At 74.0% G+C, this 26,902-nt stretch carries 23 protein-coding genes, 1 tRNA gene and 1 pseudogene; 13 read left to right on the forward strand and 12 right to left on the reverse strand.

Going from position 1 to position 26,902, the window contains the following annotated elements; all coding sequences use genetic code 11:
• Nucleotides 1–14: 14 nt before the first annotated feature.
• Nucleotides 15–2,084: an NHL domain-containing thioredoxin family protein gene (locus KW076_RS04525; RefSeq protein WP_224356412.1), complete on the forward strand. Its 2,070-nt coding sequence runs from the start codon at nucleotides 15–17 to the stop codon at nucleotides 2,082–2,084.
• Nucleotides 2,085–2,178: 94 nt separating this feature from the next.
• Nucleotides 2,179–2,655 carry a flavodoxin domain-containing protein gene (locus KW076_RS04530; protein ID WP_224356413.1) on the forward strand — a complete coding sequence of 159 codons (477 nt, stop codon included), beginning with the start codon at nucleotides 2,179–2,181 and terminating at the stop codon, nucleotides 2,653–2,655.
• A gap of 248 nt (nucleotides 2,656–2,903) precedes the next feature.
• Here KW076_RS04530 and KW076_RS04535 read toward each other — a convergent pair whose 3' ends face one another.
• The 5 genes from KW076_RS04535 to KW076_RS04555 all read right to left on the reverse strand — a co-directional run bounded on the left by KW076_RS04535 (nucleotide 2,904) and on the right by KW076_RS04555 (nucleotide 7,540).
• Nucleotides 2,904–4,541 (reverse strand): helicase HerA-like domain-containing protein, encoded by a 1,638-nt coding sequence (locus KW076_RS04535; RefSeq protein ID WP_224356414.1) that lies wholly within the window; start codon nucleotides 4,539–4,541, stop codon nucleotides 2,904–2,906.
• A 29-nt stretch (nucleotides 4,542–4,570) separates the two neighbouring features.
• Nucleotides 4,571–5,572: an AEC family transporter gene (locus tag KW076_RS04540; RefSeq protein WP_224356415.1), complete on the reverse strand. Its 1,002-nt coding sequence runs from the start codon at nucleotides 5,570–5,572 to the stop codon at nucleotides 4,571–4,573.
• Nucleotides 5,573–5,651: 79 nt separating this feature from the next.
• Nucleotides 5,652–5,725: transfer RNA gene (locus KW076_RS04545), tRNA-Gly, on the reverse strand.
• 38 nt (nucleotides 5,726–5,763) lie between these two features.
• Nucleotides 5,764–7,005, reverse strand: coding sequence for a cation:proton antiporter (locus tag KW076_RS04550; protein WP_224356416.1), 1,242 nt, complete (start codon nucleotides 7,003–7,005; stop codon nucleotides 5,764–5,766).
• A 55-nt stretch (nucleotides 7,006–7,060) separates the two neighbouring features.
• Nucleotides 7,061–7,540, reverse strand: a complete 480-nt coding sequence (locus tag KW076_RS04555; RefSeq protein ID WP_224356417.1) for a cation:proton antiporter regulatory subunit — start codon at nucleotides 7,538–7,540, stop codon at nucleotides 7,061–7,063.
• A gap of 96 nt (nucleotides 7,541–7,636) precedes the next feature.
• Between KW076_RS04555 and dcd the strand changes: the two genes are divergently transcribed.
• The 8 genes from dcd (at nucleotide 7,637) to mnhG (ending at nucleotide 16,490) form a co-directional block, all read left to right on the forward strand.
• Nucleotides 7,637–8,218: a dCTP deaminase gene (dcd, locus tag KW076_RS04560; RefSeq protein ID WP_224356418.1), complete on the forward strand. Its 582-nt coding sequence runs from the start codon at nucleotides 7,637–7,639 to the stop codon at nucleotides 8,216–8,218.
• Between the two features lie 91 nt (nucleotides 8,219–8,309).
• Entirely contained in the window at nucleotides 8,310–9,701 is a 1,392-nt protein-coding gene (locus KW076_RS04565; protein WP_224356419.1) for an MFS transporter, read from the forward strand.
• Between the two features lie 45 nt (nucleotides 9,702–9,746).
• On the forward strand, nucleotides 9,747–12,911 hold the full coding sequence (locus tag KW076_RS04570; protein ID WP_224356420.1) for a Na+/H+ antiporter subunit A: 3,165 nt from the start codon (nucleotides 9,747–9,749) through the stop codon (nucleotides 12,909–12,911).
• Nucleotides 12,908–13,438, forward strand: a complete 531-nt coding sequence (locus KW076_RS04575) for an NADH-quinone oxidoreductase subunit K (protein WP_224356421.1) — start codon at nucleotides 12,908–12,910, stop codon at nucleotides 13,436–13,438. The genes KW076_RS04570 and KW076_RS04575 overlap by 4 nt, the downstream gene beginning before the upstream one ends.
• Nucleotides 13,438–15,066, forward strand: a complete 1,629-nt coding sequence (locus KW076_RS04580) for a Na+/H+ antiporter subunit D (protein WP_224356422.1) — start codon at nucleotides 13,438–13,440, stop codon at nucleotides 15,064–15,066. Before KW076_RS04575 ends, KW076_RS04580 begins: the two co-directional genes overlap by 1 nt.
• Nucleotides 15,053–15,784 (forward strand): Na+/H+ antiporter subunit E, encoded by a 732-nt coding sequence (locus KW076_RS04585; protein WP_224356423.1) that lies wholly within the window; start codon nucleotides 15,053–15,055, stop codon nucleotides 15,782–15,784. The genes KW076_RS04580 and KW076_RS04585 overlap by 14 nt, the downstream gene beginning before the upstream one ends.
• Nucleotides 15,781–16,122 carry an MrpF/PhaF family protein gene (locus tag KW076_RS04590; protein WP_224356424.1) on the forward strand — a complete coding sequence of 114 codons (342 nt, stop codon included), beginning with the start codon at nucleotides 15,781–15,783 and terminating at the stop codon, nucleotides 16,120–16,122. The genes KW076_RS04585 and KW076_RS04590 overlap by 4 nt, the downstream gene beginning before the upstream one ends.
• Nucleotides 16,122–16,490, forward strand: a complete 369-nt coding sequence (mnhG, locus tag KW076_RS04595) for a monovalent cation/H(+) antiporter subunit G (protein ID WP_224356425.1) — start codon at nucleotides 16,122–16,124, stop codon at nucleotides 16,488–16,490. The genes KW076_RS04590 and mnhG overlap by 1 nt, the downstream gene beginning before the upstream one ends.
• A gap of 109 nt (nucleotides 16,491–16,599) precedes the next feature.
• Here the strand turns inward: mnhG and KW076_RS04600 are convergent, their stop codons facing one another.
• The 5 genes from KW076_RS04600 to KW076_RS04620 all read right to left on the reverse strand — a co-directional run bounded on the left by KW076_RS04600 (nucleotide 16,600) and on the right by KW076_RS04620 (nucleotide 22,422).
• Nucleotides 16,600–16,878, reverse strand: coding sequence for a DUF4235 domain-containing protein (locus tag KW076_RS04600; protein WP_224356426.1), 279 nt, complete (start codon nucleotides 16,876–16,878; stop codon nucleotides 16,600–16,602).
• Nucleotides 16,879–16,949: 71 nt separating this feature from the next.
• Entirely contained in the window at nucleotides 16,950–17,954 is a 1,005-nt protein-coding gene (locus KW076_RS04605; RefSeq protein WP_224356427.1) for an aminotransferase class IV, read from the reverse strand.
• Between the two features lie 34 nt (nucleotides 17,955–17,988).
• Entirely contained in the window at nucleotides 17,989–21,159 is a 3,171-nt protein-coding gene (locus KW076_RS04610) for an MMPL family transporter (protein WP_224356428.1), read from the reverse strand.
• Between the two features lie 145 nt (nucleotides 21,160–21,304).
• On the reverse strand, nucleotides 21,305–21,856 hold the full coding sequence (locus tag KW076_RS04615; RefSeq protein WP_224356429.1) for a roadblock/LC7 domain-containing protein: 552 nt from the start codon (nucleotides 21,854–21,856) through the stop codon (nucleotides 21,305–21,307).
• Complete coding sequence (locus KW076_RS04620; protein WP_224356430.1) at nucleotides 21,853–22,422, reverse strand: hypothetical protein; 570 nt, start codon at nucleotides 22,420–22,422, stop codon at nucleotides 21,853–21,855. Before KW076_RS04620 ends, KW076_RS04615 begins: the two co-directional genes overlap by 4 nt.
• A 40-nt stretch (nucleotides 22,423–22,462) precedes the next feature.
• Between KW076_RS04620 and KW076_RS04625 the strand changes: the two genes are divergently transcribed.
• Nucleotides 22,463–22,831, forward strand: coding sequence for a roadblock/LC7 domain-containing protein (locus KW076_RS04625; protein WP_224356431.1), 369 nt, complete (start codon nucleotides 22,463–22,465; stop codon nucleotides 22,829–22,831).
• A gap of 89 nt (nucleotides 22,832–22,920) precedes the next feature.
• On the opposite strand, the gene KW076_RS04630 is transcribed toward KW076_RS04625, so the two are convergent.
• Nucleotides 22,921–23,481: a nucleoside/nucleotide kinase family protein gene (locus tag KW076_RS04630; RefSeq protein WP_224356432.1), complete on the reverse strand. Its 561-nt coding sequence runs from the start codon at nucleotides 23,479–23,481 to the stop codon at nucleotides 22,921–22,923.
• Nucleotides 23,482–23,722: 241 nt separating this feature from the next.
• Nucleotides 23,723–23,944 (reverse strand): annotated as a pseudogene (locus KW076_RS04635) (DNA starvation/stationary phase protection protein); the annotation flags it as partial.
• A gap of 236 nt (nucleotides 23,945–24,180) precedes the next feature.
• On the opposite strand from KW076_RS04635, the gene dnaK reads away from it, so the two are divergent.
• Together dnaK and KW076_RS04645 are read left to right on the forward strand one after the other, a co-directional pair.
• Nucleotides 24,181–26,037, forward strand: a complete 1,857-nt coding sequence (gene dnaK, locus KW076_RS04640; protein ID WP_224356433.1) for a molecular chaperone DnaK — start codon at nucleotides 24,181–24,183, stop codon at nucleotides 26,035–26,037.
• Between the two features lie 145 nt (nucleotides 26,038–26,182).
• Nucleotides 26,183–26,845, forward strand: a complete 663-nt coding sequence (locus KW076_RS04645; RefSeq protein ID WP_224356434.1) for a nucleotide exchange factor GrpE — start codon at nucleotides 26,183–26,185, stop codon at nucleotides 26,843–26,845.
• Nucleotides 26,846–26,902: the final 57 nt, after the last annotated feature.

Here is a 26,902-nt window from a genome sequence, read left to right on the forward strand (position 1 = left end):
CCATGATGGAGGGCATGACCGAGCAGCAGACCTCCGCCCCTTCCGTGCCCCGCTCCGGCTCCCGCGTGCGCGCCTCCTCCCTGGTGGGCCGCCGCTGGCTGAACACCGGCGGGACCGAGGTGAGCCTCGAGGACCTGCGCGGCAAGGTCGTGATCCTGGACTTCTGGACGTTCTGCTGCATCAACTGCCTGCACGTGGCGGACGAGCTGCGCCCCCTCGAGGAGGAGTTCTCCGACGTCCTGGTGACCGTGGGCGTCCACTCCCCGAAGTTCGAGCACGAGGCCGACCCGGACGCCCTCGACGCCGCCGTCGAGCGCTACGACATCGCCCATCCCGTGCTGGACGACCCCACGCTGGTCACCTGGCAGGCGTACTCCGCGCGGGCCTGGCCCACGCTCGTCGTGGTGGACCCGGAGGGCTACATCGTGGCGCACCTCTCGGGCGAGGGGCACGTGGCCGGCCTGTACTCCCTGGTGCGCGAGCTCGTGGCCGAGCACGAGGCCAAGGGCACGCTGCACCGCGGCTCCGGCCCCTACGTGGCCCCCGCCCCCGTGGCCCGCGACCTGAAGTTCCCGGGTGGCGCCGTCTCCCTCGAGGGCCGCGGCTCCCGGCCCGGCTCCTTCCTCGTGGCGGACACCGGCCATCACCGCATCGTCGAGCTCGCCGCGGACCTCACCACGGTGCTGCGCGCCATCGGCGGCGGAGACCCGGCCGAGGCCCCCGCCGAGGCCGCCGACCTCGCCTTCCCGACGCCGGCCACCCGCGGCCACCGCGACGGCGGCCCCGAGACCGCCCTGTTCAGCGAGCCCAACGGCCTGCTCCTGCTCCCGGAGGACGTCGCGGCGCGGGCCGGGGTCGACGTCGTCGTGGCGGACACCGTGAACCACCGTCTGCGCGGCATCGACCTGGCCACCGGCGAGGTCACCACCCTGGCGGGCAACGGCGTGCAGAAGCTGATCGACTCCGAGCGCGTGCGCGAGGCCGCGGCCGGTGACGAGTCGGCCGCCGCGGACCTGTCCGACCTGCCCGGCGATCCCACGGGGATCTCCCTGTCCTCCCCGTGGGACGTGGCCTGGGACGCCGCCGCCGGGCGGGTGATCGTGGCGATGGCCGGCACCCACCAGCTGTTCTCCTACGACCCGGTGGCCCGCGTGCTCGCGGTGCACGCCGGCACCGGACTGGAGGGCCTGCTCGACGGCCCGGCGGACACCGCGTGGTTCGCGCAGACCTCCGGCCTGTCCTTCGCGCAGGACGGCACCCTGTGGCTCGCCGACTCCGAGACGTCCGCCGTGCGCTGGCTGCGCACCGCCGAGGACGGCACGCGCCAGGTGGGCACCGCCGTCGGCACGGGACTGTTCGACTTCGGCTACGTGGACGGCGCCCCCGAGCAGGCCCGTCTGCAGCACCCGCTCGGCGTGACCGCCCTCCCGGACGGCTCCGTGCTGGTCGCGGACACCTACAACGGCGCGATCCGCCGCTACGCCCCCGCGGCGGAGGACGCCGCGGGCCGCCCCGTGGAGGCGGCGGTGTCCACGGTGACGCGCGAGCTCAAGGAGCCCTCCGACGTGCTCGTGGAGCCGGGCGAAGACGGTGCGCCCGCGGAGATCGTCGTCGTGGAGACCGGCGCCCACCAGCTCGTGCGGATCTCCGTGCCTGCTGAGTACCTCACCGTGGACGAGGGCGCCCGCCAGACCGCGCGCCCCAGCACGGACGTGGCGGCCGGGGACCTGGACCTCAGCGTGGGCTTCGCCGCGCCGGCCGGGCAGAAGCTCGACGACCGCTGGGGCGACCCCACCCAGCTGAAGGTCTCCTCCTCCCCGGAGGAGCTGCTGCTGGACGGGGCCGGGACCTCCGTGGGCCTGACCCGCACGCTGCGCCTGAACCCGGCCGTGGCCGAGGGCGTCCTGCACATCACCGCCCGCGCGGCCGCCTGCGACGGGGAGAAGGACGGCCCGATCCCGGACAGCGCCGCCTGCCACCTCTACCAGCAGGACTGGGGCATCCCGGTGCGCGTGCACGCCGCCGACCAGGCCCCCGACGGGGCGGAGACCCGTCTGGACCTGGACCTGCGCGGGATACACTGAGCCCGACTCCGGGCCGGTCCCGGTGCGGTCACTCCGCGCCGGGTCCGCGCCCCGGCCGCCCGACGCCGACCGATCCCGAAGGATGCCTGAGACCATGACCGCACTGATCGTGACCGCCTCCCGCCACGGCTCCACCCGGGAGATCGCCGAGCGCGTGGCCGAGGTCCTGCGCACCACCGCCCAGACGGACACCGTGGTCGAGGACGTCGCCGGTGCCGCGGCCTGGCTGGACACCGCCGACGCCGTGGTCGTCGCCGCGCCCGTGTACGGCGACAAGCTGGAGAAGTCCGCGAAGGCGTTCCTGGACTCCCGCCGCGCCGAGCTGTCCCAGAAGTCCCTGGTGATCCTCTACTCCGGCGCCTCGCCCGTGCCGAACCGCGCCCTGGCCGACCAGCTGGGCACCTACGGCGCCCGCGACGTGAAGTACCTGCGCGGCGCCCTCGTGGAGGAGCGCCTGGGCGCCCTGGAGAAGCTGCAGATCAAGCTGGTGAAGGGCCGCTACGGCGACTTCCGCGACTGGAACGCCGTCGAGCACTGGGCCAAGGGCCTCTCCGCGCACGGCGTGAACTGACCCCGCACCCTCCGGCGTTGTCGTGCACGAGACGCACGGCGTGTCAGGCGCTTTCGTGCGTGAAGTGCACGGCGTGTCGAGAGTCTTCGTGTGTGAAACGCACGCCTGACGCGGTCTGCGCCGCCGCGACGACGGGCCGCCCCCTCGCGTGAGGGGGCGGCCCGTCGTCGTCCCGGGGCGCGCCGTCTGTTTCGCGAACGAAAGCGTGGGGCGCGCCGTCTGTTTCGCGAACGAAAGCGTCGGGGGGATCAGCCGAAGAGGCCGCCGAGCAGGCCGCCGCCGGAGCGGCGCCGCGTGCCGAAGACGCTGCGCACGACCTCGCGGCCGATCTGCGTTCCCGCGGACTTCATGAAGTTGCCCATGGCCTTCTCGAAGTCGCTCGGCTTGTCCGCCTTCTCCTGGGCGCGGCGGGCGCGGGCGTCCTCCTCGCGGCGGATCTCCTCGATGTTCCCGAGGTCGACGCCGGAGACGGTGACGTTCCCGCCGTCGCGGGCGCTCTCGCCGGTGGCGGGCACGGCCGTCTCGCCCTGCGGGGCCGCGGCCTGCGCGGCCAGCTTCTCGGCCGCGGACTCGCGCTCCTGCGCGGTGCCGTACTGGCCCATGAGCGGCGACGCCGCCACCGCCGCCTTCATCGCGTCCTCGGGGGTCGGGCCCATGGTGGACTGCGGGGACCACATGCGGGTCAGCGCCACGGGGGTGGGGGCGCCGTCGGGGTCCATGACGGTGACCACGGCCTCGCCGACCTTCGCGCCGGTGAGGACCTCCTCGAGGTCGTAGTCGGTCTTCGGGAAGGTCTGCACGGTGGCCTTGAGCGCCTTGGCGTCCTCCGGGGTGAAGGCGCGCAGCGCGTGCTGGACGCGGTTGGCCAGCTGGGCCAGGACGTCGCCGGGGACGTCCTTGGGGGTCTGGGTGATGAAGAACAGGCCCACGCCCTTGGAGCGGATGAGGCGCACGGTGGTGGTGATCGCCTCGAGGAACGCCCTGGACGCGCCGTCGAACAGCAGGTGCGCCTCGTCGAGGAAGAACACGAGTTTCGGCTTGTCCAGGTCGCCGGCCTCGGGCAGCTCGGCGAACAGGTCCGCGAGCAGCCAGATCATGAACGTGGAGAACAGCTCCGGTTTGGACTGCAGGGTGGGCAGCTCGAGGCAGGAGACGACGCCGCGGCCGTCCGGGGCGACGCGCAGCAGCTCGGCGGTCTCGAACTCCGGCACGCCGAAGAACTGGTCCATGCCGGAGGCCTCCAGGCCGGTGACCTTGCGGAGGATCACGTTGGCGGTGGCGGTGGAGACGCCGCCGAGGCCCTTGAGGTCGGCCTTGCCCTCGTCCGAGGTCAGGTGCACCACCACGGCCTTGAGGTCCTTGAGGTCGTCCAGGGGCAGGTCCCGCTGGTCGGCCCAGTGGAACATGAGCTGCAGGCAGGACTCCTGGGTCTCGTTGAGCTCCATGATGCGGGAGAGCAGCACGGGGCCGAACGAGTCCACAGTGGCGCGCACCGGCACGCCGACGCCGTCCCCGCCGAGCGCGTAGAACTCCACGGGGTACGCCTGGGCCTGCCAGGGCATGCCCGTGGCCCGGGTGCGCTCGGTCAGCGTGTCCGAGGCGGTGCCGGCCGTGGCCAGGCCGGAGAGGTCGCCCTTGACGTCCGCGAGGAACACGGGGACGCCCGCGGCGGAGAGCTGCTCGGCCATCATCTGGAGGGTCTTGGTCTTGCCGGTGCCGGTGGCGCCGGCCACCAGGCCGTGCCGGTTCATCATGCGCAGCGGCAGGCGCACGGGGACGTCGGCGTGGACCTCGCCGTCCACCACGGCGGCGCCGAGCGTGATCGTCGGATCGTCGAAGGTGTAGCCGGCGCGGAGGGTGTCGAGGAGGGCGGTGTTCTCAGCCATGCGGTCATCCTAGGGCCGCGCGGCCGCGCTCAGGCCAGCAGGAGGGCGACGGCGATCATCGCCGGGATCGCGACGATCGTGGTCACCAGGATCGTGTCCTTGGAGACGGTCTCCCCGGCCCGGTAGCGGACCGCCGAGACGTACACGTTCTGCGCCGTGGGCAGGGATGCCAGGACGACGGCGACGAACACGCGCCGCGCGTCGAGCCCGAAGACGAACTGCGCGATCATCCAGGCCACGAGCGGGTGGACCACGAGCTTCACGGCCGAGGCCAGGAGCACGTCCGCGCGGCGGCCGGAGTCCCGGGCGAGCGGGCGGGAGCCGGCCAGGGACATGCCGAAGGCGATCAGCATCGCCGGGATGGACAGCCCGCCGATCAGCTCCACCGACGTCATCAGCGGGCCCGGGAGGGTCCAGCCGGTGAAGGAGAGCAGCAGGCCGCCGAACGCGCCGAGGATCATCGGGTTCGTGGCGGTCTGGCGCAGCTGGGCCAGCACGGGGTTCCGGGGGCGCACGGTGCGGGGCGCGGGGGCGCCGGCGTCGTGCGCGGCCCCGGCGGACGACGCGCGGGCCGCGGCCTCGTGGGTGGTGGCCCAGTCCATCACCGCGACGTAGACGGGCGTGTAGATCGCCAGCTGGAAGATCAGCGCCGGGGCGGCCAGGGCGGCGTCGCCGAGGACGTAGGTGGCGATGGGGATGCCGAGGTTGGCCGAGTTCACCAGGGAGGCGCTGAGCCCGGACATCACACGCTCGGAGGCCGGGCGCCCCTTCAGCAGCGGGATCGAGAGGCCGAGGAACACCACTGCGGCCGCGAACGCGGACAGGCACGCGACCCACAGCTGCGGGCCCAGCACCGCGCCCACGTCCGCGCGGGAGAGCGTCACGAACAGCAGGGCCGGGTTGCCCACGAAGAACGCGGTGCGGGAGAGGACCTCGCGGGCCTCGTCCCCGAGGACGCCGGTGCGACCCAGCAGCAGCCCGACGAGGATGATCACCCACACCACGGAGAAGCCGGAGAGGACCTCGATCACGGGCGGGCTCCGATCGTCGACGCGGGGTGGGGCGGGGAGACGACGAGGGCCCGGCGTCGCCGCCGGGCCCTGGTCCTCGTGGAGCGGGCGACGGGAATCGAACCCGCGTATCTTGCTTGGGAAGCAAGCGCTCTACCATTGAGCTACGCCCGCGCAGCCGGTCCGCTTCCGCGTCCGGCGCTCGCCTCACCTTACACCAGCGGCGCCTGACGTGCCCGCCGCGCCTCCCGCACGCGGGCCGCGGCGGCCCGGCGGCGGCCGAATCCGTCGGCGGAGCGGGTGAGCAGGGGCCCGGCCACGGCCAGGATCAGCACGAAGGCGGTGGCGAACGCGGACACCTCGGCGGGCAGGGTCCCGGAGGCCGTCGCCAGGCCCGCGATGACGATGGAGAACTCCCCGCGGATGGTCAGCGTCGCCCCCGCGCGCCACCGGCCGGCCACGCCGATCCCCGCGGCCCGCGCGGCGAGGTACCCGGTGGCCACCTTGGTCGCGGCGGTCACCACGGCCAGCGCGAGGGCGCCGAGCAGCACGGGAGGCAGGGTGCGCGGGTCGACGTTCATGCCGAACAGGACGAAGAACAGGGCGGCGAACATGTCCCGCAGCGGTTCGAGCACGGAGCGCGCCTGCTTGGCGGCCGCGCCCGAGATCGCGATGCCCAGCAGGAACGCGCCGACGCCCGCGGACACCTGCAGGGCGCCCGCCACGCCGGCCACCAGCAGCGCCAGCCCCAGGACCTTGAGCAGGAACGTCTCCTGCTCGGGGGAGTACACCAGCCGGGAGATCTGCGGACCGAACCGCAGGGCCGTGAACAGCACCGCCGCCACCACCACGAGGGCGATCCCGACCGCCCGCAGGCCGGCGGCGAACGCGCTGCCGGCCACGAGCGCCGTCATGAGCGGCAGGTAGACGGCCATGGCGAGGTCCTCGAACACCAGCACGGAGAGCATCACGGGGGTCTCCCGGTTGCCCACCCGGCCCAGGTCGTTGAGGACCTTCGCGATGATCCCGGACGACGAGATGTACGTGATCCCGCCGAGGACGACGGCGCCCACCGGGCCCCAGCCGAGCAGCCAGCCCGCCGCGGCGCCGGGGGTGAAGTTCAGCGCCACGTCCAGCAGCCCGGAGCGCCAGGAGCCGCGCAGCCCCGTCATGAGCTCACGCGCCGAGTACTCCAGCCCCAGGGTGAGCAGCAGGAGGACGACCCCGATCTCTGCGGCCAGGGAGCTGAAGTCGCCGATGGCGGCCACGGGGCTGCGCAGGGTGCCCGAGGGGTCCGCCCCGGAGAACAGGAGGCCGCCGACGCCGATCAGCAGGCCGCCGAGCAGGTACAGGGGCACGGGGGACATGCCGATCCGCGCGGCCAGGCGGCCGAGGACCCCGAGCAGGAAGAGGACGGCGCCGAGCTCGACCAGCGCCAGCGTCGTGCCGTGCATGTCCGACTCCCTTCCTCGTGCCGCCGGCCGGGCGGCCCCGGCGCGGCGGCGGCCGTCACACGGTCAGCAGCTTCTCCGCCTGGCGCACGCCCTCGCCCGTGCCCACCACGATGACCAGGTCCCCGCCCTCGAGCAGGAAGTCCGGGCCGGGGGAGGGGTGGGTGACGCCGGCGCGCACCACGGCGACGATCGACACCCCGGTGCGCGTGCGCATCCGCGTGGAGCCGAGCTCCTCGCCCGCATACGGCGACTCGTGGGGCAGGATCAGCTGCCGCGTGCTGACGCCGGGCAGGTCGGCGTGCTCCTCCTCGAGCTGGGCCACCAGCCGCGGCCCGGCCAGGAGGGCGCCCAGGGCCGCGGCCTCGTCGGCGGCGAGGGGGATGGAGGCGGCGCACGCGTCCGGGTCGTCCCGGTCGGAGAGGATCAGGTCGGTCTGCCCGTCGCGGTGCGTGACCACCCCGATGCGCCGGCCGGAGGTGGTGTCCAGTTCGCGGCGGACGCCGATGCCGGGCAACGGGGTCTCGTGCATGTCCATGCGGCACATCGTAGACGCGGCCCGGGGCCCGGCCCTGCCGCGCGGCCGGCGTCCCCGCGCGGGGGCGGTCCGCCCGCCTGCGCTACCGTGGCGTCCGTGCTGCTCTCCGACCGTGACATCCGCGCCGAGCTCTCCTCCGGCCGCATCGGCCTGGACCCGCTCGAGCTCTCCATGGTCCAGCCCGCCTCCGTGGACGTGCGCCTGGACCGCTTCTTCCGGCTCTTCGACAACCACCGCTACGCGCACATCGACCCCGCGCAGCCCCAGGAGGAGCTGACTCGCCTGGTGGAGGTGGAGCCGGACCAGCCGTTCGTGCTGCACCCGGGGGAGTTCGTGCTCGGCGCCACCTACGAGCAGATCACCCTGCCGGACGACGTCGCGGCGCGCCTCGAGGGCAAGTCCTCCCTGGGCCGGCTGGGCCTGCTGACCCACTCCACGGCCGGGTTCGTGGACCCCGGCTTCACCGGGCACGTCACGCTCGAGCTCTCCAACGTGGCCACGCTGCCCATCACCCTGTGGCCGGGCATGAAGATCGGCCAGCTGTGCTTCTTCCGGATGAGCTCGCCCGCCGAGTCGCCCTACGGCTCGGGCGGCAACCTCAACCGCTACCAGGGCCAGCGCGGCCCCACGGCCTCGCGCTCCCACCAGGACTTCCACCTCACGCGCATCCCGCGCTGACGGGGGCGCGGGCACCGACCGCCCGGAAGACTCCGGCCACCCGCCGGGGCTGTTCACCTGCCCGACCGGGGGCGCTCGTACCATGCCCCGCATGAGCTCCCCCGCCCCCCACGCCGCCCCCCAGCCGTGCCCCGCCCCGCACGGTGGCGCCGGCCCCGCCCCCGCACGCGTGCCCCGCGGCCGGGTCGTCGCGTGGGCGGCGTGGGACTGGGGCTCGGCGGCCTTCAACGCCGTGATGGTGACGTTCGTGTTCGGCACCTACCTGGCCTCGGACGCGTTCGGCCCGGACGACCGCGGCACCCAGTGGCTCTCGGCGGCGAACGCGCTGGCCGGCGTCGTGATCGCCCTGACCGCCCCGGCGCTGGGCCGCCTGGCGGACGGGACGGGCCGGCGTCGGCTGTGGATCGCCCTGACCACGGGCGCGGTGATCGCCTGCACGGCGGCGTGCTTCCTGGTCACCCCGGAGGAGTCGATGCTGGGCCTCGGCGTGACGCTGATCGCCCTGGGCACGGTGTTCTTCGAGATCGCCTCGGTGCACATCAACGCGATCCTGCTGCAGATCTCCACCCCCGCCACGATCGGCCGCGTCTCCGGCTTCGGCTGGGGCGCCGGCTACCTGGGCGGGATCGTGCTGCTGCTGATCGTGTTCGTCGGGTTCGTCTCCGGGGACGATCACTGGTTCGGGGTGGGGGAGGAGCGGGCCCTGAACATCCGCGTGGTGGCGCTGGTGGCGGCAGCCTGGTTCCTCGTGTTCGCCCTGCCCGTGCTGGCCGCCTCCCCGGAGCCGCCCGCGGCCCGGGGGGCGGACGGCTCGCCCCGTCGCGAGTCCCTGGTCGAGTCCTACCGGGGCCTTGGGCGGACGCTGGCGCGGATGTGGCGGCAGGACCGGCTCACCCTCCGCTTCCTCGCCGCCTCGGCGGTCTTCCGCGACGGCGTGGGCGCCGTGTTCGTCTACGGCGCCATCCTGGGGACCACGCTCTACGGGTTGGCGGCGCAGGACGTGGTGCTGTTCGCGATCGTCGCGAACGTCGTCGCCGCCCTGGGCGCGTTCGCCGGCGGCCGACTGGACGACGCCCTGGGTCCGCGCCGCGTGATCCTGGGGTCCCTGGCGGCGATGGTCGTCGTCGCCGCCGCCCTGGTCCTCGCCGAGGGGACCGCCGCCTTCTGGGCCGGCGGGCTGGCGCTGTGCCTGTTCGTGGGACCGGTGCAGTCCGCGTCCCGCGCCTTCCTCGGCCGGCTCACCGTCCCGGAGACGGCGGGGGAGGCCTACGGCCTCTACGCGACGACGGGCCGCGCCATCGGCTTCATCACGCCGGCCCTGGTGTCCGCCGCGCTCGCGGTGTGGGGGGACAGCCGCGTCATCATCCCGGTCATCGCCCTCGTGCTGCTCGCCGGCGGGGCGTTGCTGCTGGGCGTGCGGGAGCCGGAGGGGCCGACCGTCGCGGGCGCCCGGCCCGGGACAGGCCCCCGGGCCGCTCGCTAGGGTGGAGAGCGCCCTCGCCAACCCTCCCCGCAACGAACGGACCCCATGACCGTCCTGCTCACCGCCCTGTTCGCCGTGGCGCTGCTGGCGCCGGTGCTGTTCCGGCGGACCGGGCGGCGGGGATTCCACCTCCTGGCGGCGGCGCCCGCCGCCGGCTTCGTGTGGGTGCTGGCCCAGCTGCCGCAGGTCTTCGTCCTGCAGGACGCGCTGGACCGCGGTGCGCCCGTCCCGGCCTCGGCCGCCCACCTGGACACCACCGTGGAGTGGATCCCCTATCTGGACATCGCGCTGAGCTTCCGCCTGGACGCGCTCTCGGCGTTCATGTCCCTCATCGTCCTCGGCGTCGGCGCCCTGGTGCTGTCCTACTGCGCGAGCTACTTCCGCGAGCACGAGCCGCGCCACGCCGTCTTCGGCGCGGAGCTGCTGGCGTTCGCCGGCGCCATGTTCGGCCTCGTCACCACCGACGACGTCATGGTCCTCTACACGTTCTGGGAGATCACCTCGGTGCTCTCCTTCCTGCTGATCGGCTACTCGGGCCAGCGCATCTTCGCCCGCCGCTCGGCCATCCAGGCGTTGATCGTCACCACCTTCGGCGGCCTCGCCATGCTCGCCGGCCTGGTGATGCTGGCCGTGCAGGCCGGTTCCTGGCGCGTCTCGGGGATCCTCGCCGCCGCCCCGGAGCTGATGGAGCGGGCCCCGCGCGGCCTGCTGGAGGCTGCCGTCGCCCTGGTGCTGGTGGGCGCCCTCTCCAAGTCCGCGCAGGTGCCCTTCCACTTCTGGCTGCCGGCCGCCATGGCCGCGCCCACCCCCGTCTCCGCGTACCTGCACGCCGCCGCGATGGTGAAGGCCGGCGTCTTCCTGGTGGCCCGCCTGGCCCCGGGCTTCGCGTCCCTGGCGTCCTGGCAGGTGCTCGTGCTCGGCGTCGGGCTGTGGACCCTGATCCTGGGCGGCTGGCGCGCCCTGCGACAGACGGACGTCAAGCTCGTGATCGCCTACGGCACCGTCTCCCAGCTCGGCTTCCTCATGGTGGCCAACGGGCTGGGCACGCGCGACGCCGCCCTGGCCGGCCTGGCCATGCTCCTCGCCCACGCCGTGTTCAAGGCCCCGCTGTTCATGGTGGTCGGCATCATCGACCACGAGGCCGGCACCCGCGACCTGCGCCGCCTGTCCGGGATCGGCCGCCGCGAGCCCGCGCTCGCGGCCGTGGCGATCGTCGCGGCCGCCTCCATGGCGGGCCTGCCCCCGCTGTTCGGGTTCGTGGCCAAGGAGTCCGTGCTCGAGTCCCTGGCCGGGCACGGCGAGCACGCCGGCACGGTGTGGGGCTGGACGCCCCTGGTGGGCATGGCCCTCGGCTCCGTGCTGACGTTCGCCTACACGTGGCGGTTCCTCTGGGGCGCGTTCGCCACCAAGGACGGACGGGACTCCCCGGACGGCGAGCCCGTGCCGGAGACCCGGTTCCACTCCCGGCTCACCGCCGAGGACCTCCTGCCTCCGGGCCTCCTGGCCCTCGCCTGTCTGGTCCTGGGCCTCGCGCCGGGGCTCCCGGAGGCCCTGATCTCCGCGCACACGGCCGGACTCGCGCCGCTGGACGCGGCGGAGGAGCCCGCCCACCTGGCGCTGTGGCACGGGATCACGCCGATCCTCGGGGTGTCCGTGGCCATCTGGGTGCTCGGAGCCGCCCTCGCCGTCGCGCGCCGCCCGCTGCAGCGCCTGCAGGCTCGCGTGGCGTTCCCGGTCGAGGCCGCCGCCGTCTACCAGCGGATCACCGGGGCCGTGGACGCGGCGGCCGTGTGGGTCACCGGCCGCACCCAGACCGGCTCGCTGCGGCGCTACCTGTTCATCATCCTGGCCACCGCGACGGCTCTGCCCGCCCTCACCATGCTCGTCCCCGCGGGGGAGGAGGACCGGGTCCTGGCCACCGCCTTCCTCGAGGCGGACCTCGTGCCGTTCACGACGCCCGCGCAGCTGGGCATCGCCGCGCTCGTCTGCGTGGCTGCCGTGCTGGCCGTCCGGGCCCGCCGCCGCTTCATGGCGATCATGCTGGTCTCCGTCACCGGCTACGGATCCGCCGCGCTGTTCGCCCTGCGCGGGGCGCCCGACCTGGCCGTCACCCAGGTGCTCGTCGAGTCCATCGTGCTGATCACCGTCATCCTGGGTCTGCGCGTGCTGCCCCCGGACTGGCACTCCAAGACCACCGGCCGTCGCCGCGTGCCGCGCCTGCTGCTGGGCGTGGGCTTCGCCCTCGTGATGATGTGGGTGGCCGCCACCGCCCTCGGCGCGCGCACCGCCGAGCGGATCTCCCTGGACATGCCGCGCCTGGCCTACGAGCACGGCTACGGGGCGAACGCGGTCAACGTGACCCTCGTGGACCTGCGGGCCTGGGACACCTGGGGGGAGATCACCGTGCTCGCCGTCGCCGCGACGGGCGTGGCCTCCCTGGTGTTCCTGGAGCACCGGGACAAGCGCCGGAGGGACCTGGACACCGTGGTCCCCGGCTCCGTGGGCAACTACGGCGCCGAGTCGGCGCTGGGCACCCGCGAGCTCTCCGTGGTGCGGAGCTTCGCCGTGGACGACCGCAACGATCAGTGGCTGATCGCCGGGCACACCATGGCCCCCGAACGGCGCTCGATCATCCTCGAGGTGGTCACCCGCTTCCTGTTCCCGGCCATGATGCTGCTGTCCGTGTACCTGCTGCTGGCCGGGCACAACACCCCCGGCGGGGGCTTCGCCGGCGGACTGCTCGCGGGCCTGGCCCTGGCCCTGCGCTACCTCGCCGGCGGGCGCTACGAGCTGCAGGAGGCCTCGCGCATCCCGGCCGGCACGCTGCTCGGCCTTGGCCTGGGCATCGCCACCCTCACGGGCCTGGCCCCGCTGCTGTTCGGCGGGCAGGTCCTGCAGTCCTACAAGGTCGAGTTCCACGACCTCTGGCTGTTCGGGGACTCGTTGAAGATCGTCTCCGCCACCGCGTTCGACGTCGGCGTCTACCTCGTCGTCGTCGGCCTGTCGATCGACGTGCTGCGCTCGCTCGGCGCGGAGATCGACCGCCGCGGGGACGAGTGGCAGGACGCCCGCCGACGGGCCGCCCGGCGTCGCGCCTCGCCCCGTCCGGCGCGGCCGCGTCCCCGCCCCGTCCCGGAGGGCCGTGCCCCCGCCGCCCGTGCCATCCCCGCCCACGCCGCCCGACACCGTTCCGAGGAGGACCCCCGATGACGCCGACCGTCGACCTCGCCCTCCTCGCGGTGATGGGCGTGCTCTTCGCCACGGGGATCTACCTGCTGCTCGAGCGCAGCCTCACCCGGATCCTGGTCGGCGTCATGCTGATCAACAATGCGGCCGTGGTGCTGCTGTTCCTCACCTCGGGCGGCGCGGGCCTGGCGCCGCTCTACGACGCGGACACCGCGCCCGAGGACTACGCGGACATGCTCCCGCAGGCCCTGATCCTCACGGCCATCGTGATCGGCTTCGCCACCACGGCGTTCCTCACCGCCATGATCTACCGCTCGTGGCAGCTGCGCCGCGAGGACGACGTCGCCACGGACGTCGAGGACGTCAAGATCGCCGCGCAGTCGGGCTGGGACGCCGAGGACGACTCCGTGCTGACCGAGGAGGACTCGGAGTTCATGGACGACGCGTCCGACCCGAACGCCGAGTACGAGTTCGCCACCGCGGCGGCCCCGCGGGCGAGGGCCGTGCGGCCCGGTCGTGCGACCGTCCAGGGCGGGGGTGGGCGCCCGTGATGCTCGGCTCCACGCCCCTGACGGACCTCGCGCCGCTGGCGGTCATGCTCCCCGTGCTCGGGGCGGCGATCACGTTCGCCCTCGTCGGCCGCGCCCGCGCGCAGGTCGTGGTCACCGTCAGCGCCCTGACCCTGACCCTCGTGCTCGACTGCCTGCTGCTCGCCGACGTCTGGACGGGCGGCGTCGCCGTCGTAGAGCTGGCCGCCTGGCCCGCGCCGGTGGGCATCACCATGGTGGTGGACCGCCTGTCCGCGCTGCTGCTGGTGGTGTCCTCCCTGATCACCCTGGCGGTGCTCCTCTACGCCTCCGCCCAGGGGTTGATCAACAAGGACGAGGGCGGGCCGGTGAGCATCTTCCACCCCACGTTCCTGGTGCTCGTCGCGGGCGTGTCCAACGCCTTCCTCGCGGGCGACCTGTTCAACCTCTACGTCGGCTTCGAGATCCTCCTGACCGCCTCCTACGTGCTGCTCACCCTCGGCGGGACGGAGGCCCGCATCCGGGCGGGCATCACCTACGTGGTGGTGTCCGTGATCTCCTCCGTCCTCTTCCTGATCGCGATCGCGATGATCTACGCGGCCACCGGCACCGTCAACATGGCGGATCTGGCCGTGAAGCTGGGCGAGCTGCCGCACGACCTGCAGCTGGTGCTGCACGTGATGCTGCTGGCGGGCTTCGGCATCAAGGCCGCGGTGTTCCCGCTGTCCTTCTGGCTGCCCGACTCCTACCCGACGGCGCCGGCGCCCGTGACGGCCGTGTTCGCCGGCCTGCTCACCAAGGTGGGCGTCTACGCCATGATCCGCACGGAGACCCTGCTGTTCCCGGCCGAGCACGTGAACGGCCTCCTGATGGGGGTGGCGGCGCTGACCATGCTCGTGGGGATCCTGGGCGCCCTGGCGCAGAGCGGCCTGAAGCGCATCCTCTCCTTCATCCTGGTGTCCCACATCGGCTACATGGTCTTCGGCCTGGCCCTGGCCACGCAGGTGGGGCTCGCCGCCACGGTGTACTACGTGGGCCACCACATCACCGTGCAGACCGCGCTGTTCCTGGTGACCGGCCTCATCGAGCAGCGGGCCGGCACGGCGAGCATCGACCGCCTGGGTTCGCTGGCGAAGGTCTCCCCGCTGCTGGGCGTGCTCTTCCTGGTGCCGGCCCTGAACCTGGGCGGCATCCCCCCGTTCTCCGGCTTCCTGGGCAAGGTCGGGCTGATCCGCGGCGGCGTCGAGGACGGCGGCGTGCTGGCCTGGGTCCTCGTCGGCGTGTCCCTGCTGGTCTCCCTGCTCACCCTGCTGGTCCTGGTCCGGGCCTACACCCGCGCGTTCTGGCGCAAGGTGGAGGACGTGGAGCACCCGACGCCGCAGCTCGTCGCCGCCTACGAGCGCGTCACCCGGCGCGGCCTGCGCCCCAAGCCCCTCTCCCGCGGCCTGGTGCTGCCGACCGCCGGCCTGGTGGCCATGACGCTGGCCTTCACCGTGTTCGCCGGGCCGCTGTACGACCTGGCGGACCGCGCCGCCGTCGACATGCTGGAGCGCAGCCCCTACATCTCCGCGGTCCTGGGTCCGGAGGCCGCGGACCGCGCCGCCGTGACCCTGAGCCACGACCCGTCGGAGGTGCACGATGCCGGCCGCTGAGACCACCAGCCCCGCCTCCGCCCCCACGCGCCCCGCCCCGGGCGGGGTGCGCTCCGTGCTGCGCCAGTGGCCCCTGCTGCTGGCCCTCGTGCTGATGTGGTGCGCCGTGTGGCAGGACTTCTCCGCGCACGTCGCGCTCACGGGCCTGCTGTTCTCCCTGCTGGTGGTGGTGCTCTTCCCCATGCCGCCGATCCCCTTCGGGGGCCGCTTCCACCCCGGGCACGCCCTGGTGTTCACCGGCCGCTTCCTGGCGGACGTGGTGGCGTCCTCGCTGTCCGTGACGCGCGTGATCCTCACCCGTGGCCGCACGGTGCGCAGCTCCGTGGTGCGCGTGCCGCTGCGCAGCCACGACGACATCGTGCTCACCCTCGTCAGCCACGCCCTGGCGTTGGTGCCGGGCTCGATCGTGCTGGATATGGACCGGGCCAACGGGGTGCTCTACCTGCACGTGCTGGACGCGACCACGGACGCCGACGTCGCCGACTATCGGGCCAAGGCCCTGCGGGTGGAGGCAGACATCATCCGCGCCGTCGGCACCCGGGCGGACGTGGCGGTCCTGCGGGACCACCCCGACTCCGCCCCGGACCCGGAAGGTGTGGAGGAGCGCCGCCGGCACCCCGCCTACCGCGCGGAGCTGCTGCCCGACACCCCCGGGCCGGTCGCCCCCGCGCCCGTCGACGCACGACCCGAGCCCGACGCCCCGGGAGGAGACCGATGAGCCTGCCCCTGACCCTCGCCGCCTGGATCGGCGGCGCGATGCTGTTCGTCGGCGCCGTCGGCGCGCTGTACCGGATCGCCCGCGGCCCCTCCCTGCTCGACCGCGCCGCGGCCACGGACGTGCTGCTGGTGGTGCTCTCCGGCGCGCTGCTGCTGGACATGGGCGTGCACCGCCGCACGGACACCGTCGTGCTGGTGCTGCTCGCCGCCGCCGTCGGCTTCATGGGCTCGGTGATGGTCTCCCGGTTCGTGGAGGACCGCCGCCCCGAGCACCCGCAGGAGCATGAGGCCCTGGTGCCCGGCACCTCGGACGTCCCGGCCCCGAGGGAGGACGCGTGATGGACGCCGCCTGGACCGACTGGCTCGCGGCCGCCCTGCTGGTGGGCGGTGCCTTCTTCTCCCTCGTGGCCGGCGTGGGCATGACCCTGCTGCCCGACCTGCTCTCCCGCATGCACGCCTCGGCCAAGCCTCAGGTCCTGGGGCTGCTGCTCATGGCGTGCGGCGTCGCGGTGCTGTGGCAGGCGTGGGCGTGGGTGCCCGTGCTCGTGCTGGCCTGGGTGACCCAGATGATCACGGCACCGGTGGCCTCGCACCTGATCAGCCGCACCGGCTACCGCACCAAGCACGTGCGGCGGGACCTGCTGCACCGGGACGACCTCGCCGCCCAGGCCGAGCCCGGGCCGCGTGAGGACCCGGACGCCCGCTGACCTCCGCGCCCGGCGCCCGCGGGCCTGCCCGGGGACGACGACGGCCGCCGTCGAGCTCCTGCCCGGCGGCGGCCGTGACGGTGCGGGCGGGACCCGCGCCGGGGAGGTCTCAGACCTCGTTGTCCACGTCGCTGGAGGTCTTCTGGGCGACCTTGCGCACGCCCTCCGCGGCGGCGCGCTGGCCGGCGACCTTCAGCACCGAGGCGATGCCCGCCGAGGCGAAGGTGAAGGCGAGGGCCTCGACCAGCGGCACGGTCTCGTCCGTGGCGTCGGAGGGGGCGTCGTGCCCGGTGACCAGCTTCCAGCCGCCGGCCACGAGGCGGGATGCCACGATGCCGCCGACGACGGTGATGCCGGTGGCCAGGACCTTCTGGATGACCTTGTCCATGTGCGTGCCTTCCGTTCAGAGAGCGTCGCCGCGCCGTGCGCGCGGCCCTCGGACCACCCTAGCGGGAGGGCTCAGTCCTCGTCCCGGACCGGGTCGCCGCTGACGTGCACGCCGGGGTCGCCGTCGGCGTCGAGCCATGCCTGGAGGCGCTCGGTGAGCTCGGCGTCCACGGGGACGTCCTGCCCGTCCACGGCGCGGATGGGGAGCACCCCGCGGACCGAGGAGACCAGCCACAGCCCGTCGGCGCCGTCGAGGTCGGCGGGAGCCAGGGGGCCGTAGCCCAGGCGCCAGCCGGCGGCCTCTGCGGCGGCGAAGATCACGGACTGCGACGTGCCCGCGAGGATGCCCTTCTGGCGCAGCGGGGTGACGATCCGGCGGGTGCCGTCCGCGCCGGTGCGGGCCAGCAGCAGGGTGGAGGTCGGGCCCTCCAGGAGGTAGCCGTCCGCCGACGTGAACACGACGTCGTCCGCGCCGTGCGCCTTCGCGTGGCGCAGGGCGGCCATGTTGACGGCGTAGGAGAGGGTCTTCGCGCCGGTGAGCAGCCACGGGGCGCCCTCGACGGCGGCGGAGTCCAGGCCGCGCTCCAGCAGCAGCACCCGCACGCCCTCCGCGCGCTCGGCATCCGAGGTGCGGGGGGCCGGGGTGAGCAGCGCCCACGCCGTGGGCCGGGCCTCGACGCCGGCCGGGGCCTCCGGGCCGCGGGTCACCGTGAGCCGGACGGAGAGCCGGTCGCCGGGGGCCACGGGGTTCGCGGCGGCGAACCCCGCCAGCCCCGCCTCGATCGCGGCGCGCCACGGCTCCGGGTCGGGGGCGGCGATCCCGAGGGCGTCGGCGGAGGAGGCGAGGCGGCCGAGGTGGGCGGCCAGCTTGCGCATGGCGAACGTCCCGGTCTCGTCGGCCACGGCCAGGGCGGTCTCGAACAGGCCGTCGCCGCGGGTCACGCCCTGGTCGGTGACGCTCAGGTGCGGGGCGGCCGGGTCGGCCAGGCGCGGGTCGGCGTCGGGGGAGAGCAGGACGAGCACGGGCTCGCCCGGCGCGGGGGTGTGGGCGGCGGGGGCGGGGTTCGAGGTGGGCATGGGCGCCAGGATAGCCCGGCGCCCATGCCCGGGCTCAGGCGCGGTCCGCGCCCACGGGGGCGGCGTCGGCGGCCTCCCCGGCGGCGCCGTGCCGCTCGAGCCCGGCGCCCTCCACGTCCACGTCCGGGAGGATCCGGTCCAGCCACTTCGGGAGCCACCAGGCGGCGTCGCCGAGCAGGTGCATGAGCGCGGGCATCAGCAGGAGGCGCACGACGAACGCGTCCAGCAGCACGCCGAAGGCCAGGCCGAAGCCGATGGGGCGGATCATCGCGTCGTGGGAGAACACGAAGCCGCCGAGCACCGAGATCATGATGATCGCCGCCGCCGTCACCACGGCGCGGCCGGCGCGCAGGCCGGTCATGACGGCGTCGCGCGCGGGCTGCCCGTGGGCGTAGGCCTCCCGCATGCCGGAGGCGATGAACAGCTGGTAGTCCATGGCCAGGCCGAAGAGCACGCCGATCATGATGGTCGGCAGGAAGCTCAGCACCGGGCCGGGCGCGTGCACGTTGAACAGGCCGCCCAGCCAGCCCCACTGGTAGATGGCCACCACGCCGCCCATGGCCGCGAACACGGACAGCACGAACCCGCCCGTCGCGATGAGCGGCACCAGGATCGAGCGGAACACCAGGATCATGATCAGCAGGGACAGCCCGACGACGACGCCCAGGTACAGCGGGAGCGCGGCGGAGAGCTTCTCCGAGACGTCGATGAACCCGGAGGTCACGCCGGCCACGCCGAGGTTCGACGCCTCCCCGGCGGGCTCGGTGTCCCGGAGGGTGTGGACGAGGTCCCCCGTGGAGATCGCGTTGGGTCCCTCCTCCGGAAGCACCTGGAACATGGCCGTGGTGCGGTCCTGGTTGAACCCGGCCGGGACCACGGCGGCCACGTGCTCCAGGCCCTTGAGCTGCTCGCCCACCTGGACCTGCGCGTCCTCGGCGGTGGTCTCGTCCAGGCCGGAGGGCAGGTCCACGGTGACCACCAGGGGCCCGTTGTAGCCCTCGCCGAACTCGTCGGCGATCAGCTCGTAGGAGACCTGGGAGTCCGAGCCCACGGGCTCGGAGGCGCCGTCGGGCAGGCCCAGGCGCATGCTGCCGAAGGGGATGGCGACGACGATCAGCGCGGCGGCCGACGCGAGCACGGTGGCGACCGCGGCCGGCGTGGACATGCGCCGGCGGCGGCGGGCGTCCCGCACGGCGCGCGCAGCCGAGCGCGAGACGGGGGCGGCCGCGTGCGAGCCGGAGGGGGCCGCGGCGTCGTCGGCGACGGGGGCGGCCTCTGCGGCCCGGCGGGCCCGCTCCTTGCGGGAGAGGATCCGCATCCCGGCCAGGGAGAGCAGGGCGGGGGTGAGGGTGACCGCCACGAGCACGGCCACGGCCACGCAGACCGCGCCCACGGTGCCCATCAGGCCCAGGAAGGGGATGCCGGTGACGTTGAGGGCCACCAGCGCGATCACCACGGTGATGCCGGCGAACACCACGGCGTTGCCGGAGGTGCCGTTGGCCAGGGCGATGGACGCGTGCAGCGGGGTGCCGCGCTTGAGCTCCAGCCGGTGCCGGTTGACGATGAACAGCGCGTAGTCGATGCCCACGGCCAGGCCCAGCATGATGCCGAGCACCGGGGTCACGGACATCATCTCCACGACGCCGGAGAAGGCCAGCGCGCCGGCCGCGCCCACCCCGACGCCGATCAGCGCGTTCACCAGCGGCAGGCCCGCGCCCACCAGGGTGCCGAGCATGAGGACCAGCACGAGGGCCGCCACGGCCAGGCCGACGACCTCACCGGGGCCGATCAGCGAGGGCATGGTGGCGTTGAGCGCCTGCGTGGGGATGGCGCGCACGCCGGGGATGTCGGCGTCGGCCAAGGCGTCGATGACGGCGGTCTTCTGCTCCGTGGTCACGTCCAGCGAGGGGCGGTCGAACGCGACCGTGCCCAGGGCGGCGGAGCCGTCCTCGGAGACCACGCGGTAGCCGTCCGTGAGGGTGAGCATCCGCTGGCCGCGGTCCGCCTTCTCCCGGCCGGCGGCCAGGTCCTTCCGGGCCTGCTCCAGCTGCGCGGGGCCGTCGGCGAGCTTCGCCTCGTTCTGGGCGATCTCGGCGCGGCCCGCCTCGAGCTCCCGCACGCCCTGCTCGTGCTCCGCGCGGCCGGCGTCGATCTTCTGCTGCTGGGCGTCCAGCTCGGCACGGGCCGCGGTCAGGGCCTTCTCCCGACCCGCGGCCAGCTGTGCGCGGCCCTGCTCCAGCTCGGCGGCGGCGGCCGCCAGCTTCTCCTCGCCTGCGTCGAACTCGGCGCGTCCGGCCTCGGTCCGCGCGCGGGCCTCCTCGAGCTGCGCGGCGCCGGCGTCGAGCTTCTCCCGCTCGGGGGCCAGCCGTGCGTCGACCGCGGCGGCGGCCTGCTCCGGGGTGGCCCCGGCGGCCTCCGCCTGGGCGATCGCCTGCGCACGCCCGGCCTCGAACCGCGCCTGGGCCTGCTCGAGGGCGGCCTCCTGCTTCGCGATCTCCGCCTCGGCGGCCTCGAGGGCCGGCCGCTGCTCCTCGAGTGCGGCCACACCGGCGTCGTACTCGGCCTGGCCGGCGTCCAGCTTCTGCTGCGCCTCGGTCAGGGGCGCGGTGGCCTCGGCGGGCAGGGCGTCCAGCCCGCGGGCCTCGAGGTCGGCGCGGGCCGCGTCGAGCTTCTCCTGGCCCGCGTCGAGCTGCGCGGCGGCGGCGTCGAGCTCCTTCTGGCCCGCCTCGGCCTTGTCCTTCGCCTCGGCCAGCTGCGCGCGCCCGTCCTCCAGGGCCTTCTCGTTCTCCGCGATCTTCTGCTCGCCCTCGGCGATCTGGCGGCGGCCGTCCTCGAGGGCGGTGCGGGCCTCGTCCTGCTGGCGGGCGACGTCGAACGGGTCCACCACGGAATCCACCGCGTCCTGTCCCTCCACGCCGCGCAGGGCGTCGCTGACCGCGCGGCGCTGGGCTTCCGTGAAGGCGGAGCCGTCCTCGGTGGCGAAGACCACCTGGCCGGTGCCCTTGGCGGCGTCCGGGAACTGCTCCTTGAGCCGGTCCGTGACCTGGGCCGTGGGCGTGCCGGGGATGGTCACCGCGGTGGTGAGGGTGCCGCTGAACGCGAGGAACGCGCCCACGGCGAGGGCCAGGGCGATGAGCCAGGCGAGGATCGCCGCCCAGGGGCGACGCGCGGAGGCGAGGCCGAGGCGGTGGAGGAGCGTGGCCATGGGGCGGTGCCTTCCGTGCGGGAGCGGGGAGCGGGGAGCGGGGACGCCGGCCGGGAGGTGGCGGACGCGCACATCCTACGTCAAGCGGAGCGCGGCGCTCCGGTCGGGGGAGGCTCCGGCGGCGGGCCCCGTCGGTCGGGCCGGGTCAGGCCGAGGGGCGGGTCTCCGGCAGTGAGGCGTCCTTCGCCTGCTCCTGCGTCAGCCACTCCTGGATGCCGACGGCGGCCTCGCGGGCCCGCACCACCAGGAAGCCCAGCTGCGCGGTGTCCGCGGAGACGGAGAGCGGCAGCTGGCCCAGGGGCGGCTGCACGAAGCTGGCCAGCACCACGTGGCCGTGGCCGGTGGACAGGCTCACCATGGCCTGCTGCGGGGACGCCGCGCCCGAGGAGACGATCTCCGCCTGCGAGGAGGCGACGGCGTACATCGACGAGTTCAGGGCCGCCAGCCGGCCCACGTCCGCCTGGGGCACGCCGAGGGAGCGGAGGTTCATGCCGTCCGCCGTGCACAGCATGGCGCTGCGGATCTCCGGGAACTCCCGCTGCAGCTGCTGCAGCCGCGGCAGGGCCATGGTGCCGATCACGCGGGACCACAGCTCCCAGTGCTCGGCGATCTCCGGGTCCAGCGTCACCTCCTCGGCGTCGGAGGGGCCGCCGGCGACCACGTCCGCCGGCTCCTGGTGCGGGTTCTGGTCGGTCATGCGGCTCTCCCGGGGGTCAGGGCCAGGCTGGCGACGGTGCGCCCCCACACGGACTCGTCGCCGAGCAGCTCCAGCCACCGGCCGATCTCGAACGCCGCGTCGGGGCGCTGCCCGAAGACCCAGAGCACGAGGCGCGCGCGGCGGGCCGTGACGGAGTCGCGGGCGGAGGAGAAGCGCACCTGCCCGGGGGTGCCGAGCAGGGCGATCCGGCGCCCCTCCGGGTCCGTCCACTCGCCGTAGTCGATGCCCACGGTGGTGGTGGTCTTGCCGTCCTGCGCGGGCTCGGTGAACGCGAGCGTGGACCGGCGCACGTCGGTGCCCGCCACGGAGACGTCGGAGAGCGCGGTGACCGCCGTGGTCTTGCCCACGCCCATGGGCCCCACGAACACCACCTGGCGCGCCGTGGTGGCGCCGATGACGGCGTCGGACGGGGCTGGTGACAGGGGGGTCCTCTCGGGGCGCGTACCGAGGAGGATGTCTAGAATCGCGAGCGCATGCGCCCGCTCGTCCGACGACGGAGCGGCGGTGCCCCGCCTCGGCTCCGTGTCCGGCGGACATGCGGGCACCCCCGCGGACCCCACATCCCCCGACCCCCAGGAGATCACCATGGCCAGCCAGGAAGAGCTGACGCGCATCATCGACAACATCAACGCCGACGTGAACGGCTTCATCGGCGCCTCGATCGTCGACATGGAGACCGGCATGCCGCTGGCCTCGCGCTCCACGCGCGCCGACTTCGACCTCGAGGTCGCCTCCGCCTACAACTCCGAGATGGTCAAGTCCAAGCTCAAGACCATCCAGGTGCTCAACATCCGCACCACCCTGGAGGACATGCTGCTGACCCTGGGCGACCAGCTGCACCTGATCAAGATGCTCGACGAGCGCACCTTCCTGTACGTCGCCGCGGACCGCTCCGCCACGAACCTGGCGCTGCTGCGCTCGGCCGTGAACCGTCACACCGTCAACTTCCGCTGACCGGTGGCGCCCACGGCGCCCCGTCGAGCCCTCGGCTCGGCGGGGCGTCGGGCGTCTCTCTCCCCCCGGTCCGCGACGCCAGGGTCGACTCAGGTGGACAGGCGCAGGTCGGCGGCGCCCGCCGGGTCCGCGGCCGCGAGGTAGGCCTCCTCCTGCCGTGCCCAGCGCTCCCAGTGGGGCGCGTAGGCGTCTCCGTCCCGGGCCAGCGCGGCGGTGCGCCGGACGTCCTCGGGCGCGTCGACCCACACGGCGAGGTCCAGCAGCGGGCGGGCGCCGGGGCAGAGGGCTCCGACGCCCTCGCAGACGACGACGTCCAGCGCGTCGGGGTCCAGGGCGCGCGCCTCCCCGGGGGCGCCGGCGTGCCAGTCCCAGGCGCGCCAGCCGGCGGGTCGTCCCGCGGCGAGGGCGGCGACCGCGCGGACGTAGGGGCCGTCGTCGGCCGTGGCGGCGGCGAGGCCGTCCCACCCCGGGTACATCTCCTCGATGTGCAGGACGTCCACGCGGGCGTGCGGGGCCAGGCGTGCCGCCAGGGCCGCGGCCAGCGTGGTCTTTCCGGCCCCGGAGCGGCCGTCCAGGCCGATCAGCGCGGGACGGGGCGCGCTCACGGGCCCTCCGGGGCGCGCCGTGCCGGGCTCGGTGGAGGCGTTCACGGCGCCCGATCCTACGTCGCCGACCGGGCGGCCGTCCGTCCCGAGGACCTCCCGCCCGCCCGGGCAGGCGAAGGGCTCCGCCGGATCCGCCCGGCGGGGCCCTCGTCCGCATCCGGTCACGCGGACCGACGGCAGGTCACTTCTGCTTGGCGGCCTCGGCTTCGCGCAGCGCGTCGGCGTGGCTCAGCTCGCCGTCGTCGGTGGCGGGGAAGGAGCGCATGGACCGCGGGAACAGCTCGAGCTCGGCGATCGCGTCGACCATCGCGCGGACCTTCTCGATCTGCGGGCCGGGCATCTCGTGGACGCCGATGACGCCGGGGCCCACCACGTTCCAGTGGGCGTGCTTCAGGGTCAGCTGCAGGTCGTTGAGGGCGTGCAGGCGGACCGGCAGGACCTCGGCGACGTGGTGCCCGTCCTCGACGGACAGCCCGGGGTCGGTGGAGGCGCGTGCCCGCGAGTCCACCGCCGCGGGCGGTGCGTCGGAAGGGTCCGGCGTCGACCCGACGGGCCGGGAATGGAATCGGATCACCGCGCGTTGACCCGGACACAGCGAACATGAGTGGGATCGACTCAGGTTCATTGACACCGCCGAAGGGGCGGTGGCAACCTGAGTCGCGAAGGCTCAAGCGGGCCCGTCGGGATGCGTCCCGGCCGGCGGCGCGGGCCAGGTTCTCACCGTCAGATAGGAAAGGACACACCATGTCTCGTGCAGTCGGCATCGACCTCGGCACCACCAACTCCGTCGTCGCAGTCCTCGAGGGCGGCGACCCGGTCGTCATCGCCAACGCGGAGGGCGCCCGCACCACCCCGTCCGTCGTCGCCTTCTCCAAGGGCGGCGAGGTCCTGGTGGGCGAGGTCGCCAAGCGCCAGGCCGTGAACAACCCGGACCGCACCTACGCGTCCGTCAAGCGCCACATGGGCACGGACTGGACCACCGAGGTGGACGGCAAGAAGTACACCCCGCAGGAGATCTCCGCGCGCACCCTGATGAAGCTGAAGCACGACGCCGAGGAGTACCTCGGCGAGAAGGTCACCGACGCCGTGATCACCGTGCCGGCCTACTTCAACGACGCCGAGCGCCAGGCCACCAAGGAGGCCGGCGAGATCGCGGGCCTGAACGTCAAGCGCATCATCAACGAGCCCACCGCCGCGGCCCTGGCCTACGGCCTGGAGAAGGGCAAGGAGGACGAGCTGATCCTGGTCTTCGACCTGGGCGGCGGCACCTTCGACGTGTCCCTCCTCGAGGTCGCCAAGGACGAGGACGACTTCGCCACCATCCAGGTGCGCGCCACCTCGGGCGACAACCGCCTCGGCGGCGACGACTGGGACCAGCGGATCGTCGACTGGCTGCTGCAGCAGGCCAAGTCCAAGGGCGCCGACCTGTCCAACGACAAGATCGCCCTGCAGCGCCTGAAGGAGGCCGCGGAGCAGGCCAAGAAGGAGCTCTCCTCCGCCACCTCCACCAACATCTCGCTGCAGTACCTCTCCGTCACCCCGGAGGGCCCGGTGCACCTGGACGAGCACCTCTCCCGCGCCAAGTTCCAGGACCTCACCAAGGACCTGCTGGAGCGCACCCGCAAGCCCTTCAACGACGTGATCAAGGAGGCCGGCGTCAAGGTCTCCGACATCGACCACGTGGTGCTCGTGGGCGGCTCCACCCGCATGCCCGCCGTGTCCGAGCTCGTCAAGGAGCTCACCGGCGGCAAGGAGCCGAACAAGGGCGTGAACCCGGACGAGGTCGTCGCCATCGGCGCCTCCGTCCAGGCCGGCGTGCTGGCCGGCGAGCGCAAGGACGTGCTCCTGATCGACGTGACCCCGCTCTCGCTGGGCATCGAGACCAAGGGCGGCGTGATGGCCAAGCTCATCGAGCGCAACACCGCCATTCCGACCAAGCGCTCCGAGACCTTCACCACGGCCGAGGACAACCAGCCCTCCGTGTCCATCCAGGTGTTCCAGGGCGAGCGCGAGTTCACCCGGGACAACAAGGCCCTGGGCACCTTCGAGCTGACCGGCATCGCCCCCGCCCCGCGCGGCATGCCGCAGATCGAGGTCACCTTCGACATCGACGCGAACGGCATCGTGCACGTCTCCGCGAAGGACAAGGGCACCGGCACCGAGCAGTCGATGACCATCACGGGCGGCTCCTCGCTGTCCAAGGAGGACATCGACCGCATGGTGAAGGACGCCGAGTCCCACGCCGAGGAGGACAAGGCCCGCCGCGAGGCCGCCGAGCGCCGCAACCAGGCCGAGCAGTCCGCGTACTCCGTGGACAAGCTGCTCGCCGACAACGCGGACAAGCTGCCCGAGGACGTCACGACCGAGGTCCAGGCCGACGTCGACGCCCTGAAGGCCGCCCTGGAGAAGCAGGACAACGACGACGAGGTCAAGGCCGCGTTCGAGAAGCTCCAGGCCTCCCAGGTCAAGATCGGCGAGGCGCTGTACGCCCAGCAGTCGGCCGAGGGCGCCCAGCCCGACGCCGAGTCCGGCTCCGCGCAGGCCGACGAGGACATCGTCGACGCCGAGGTCGTCGAGGACGAGGACGAGAAGAAGAACTGACCCGTCCGATCGGGTCCGGCGCTGACCGGGCCCCGGCGGCACCGGCGGGCCGGCCACGAGGGCACCACCCGCGTGGCCGGCCCGCCGTCCTCTCCCGCACCTCCCACGCCGCGCCCGCCGCGGCCCGTGACGAAAGGACCCCAGCATGAGCGAGAACCAGAACGAGACCCCCAGCCCGGAGGAGCCGGTCATCCGCGACCGCCGGCGCATCGACCCGGAGACCGGCCAGGCCCGCACCCCGGGCGCCGGCGAGGACACCGTGCCCGCGCAGGAGCAGGGTCAGGCGCCCCAGGACTCCGGCGACGCCCTGTCCCAGGCCGAGCAGATCCTCGACGAGGCCGGCGCGGCCGCCGAGGCGGAGGCCCTCCCGGCCGCCGGCTCCGACCGCGAGGCCGAGCTGCTCGAGGACCTGCGCCGCCTGCAGGCCGAGTACGTGAACTACAAGCGGCGCGTGGACCGCGATCGCGACGTCGCCAAGGAGCAGGGCGTGCTCAAGGCCGTCACCGCGCTCCTGCCGGTGCTCGACGACCTCGACGCCGCCCGCGCGGCCGGCGACCTCGAGGACGGCCCGTTCGCGGCCATCGCCGCGAAGCTCATGACCGCGCTCGAGGGCCTCGGACTGGAGCGCGAGGACCAGGAGGCGCTGGCCGGCGTCGAGTTCGACCCAGTCCGCCACGAGGCCGTCATGCGCCAGCCCCACGCCGAGGTCCCCGCGGACCACGTGGTGCAGGTCTTCCGCAACGGCTACGCCCGGGACGGCCGCGTGCTGCGCGCCGCCCAGGTGATGGTCTCCGCCGGCCAGGACTGACCGGCCAGGACGGGCGGATCCCGGGGCGCCGCACGACGCGGCGCCCCGGGCCCGGAC

Source organism: Micrococcus porci, assembly GCF_020097155.1.
GTDB lineage: Bacteria > Actinomycetota > Actinomycetes > Actinomycetales > Micrococcaceae > Micrococcus > Micrococcus porci.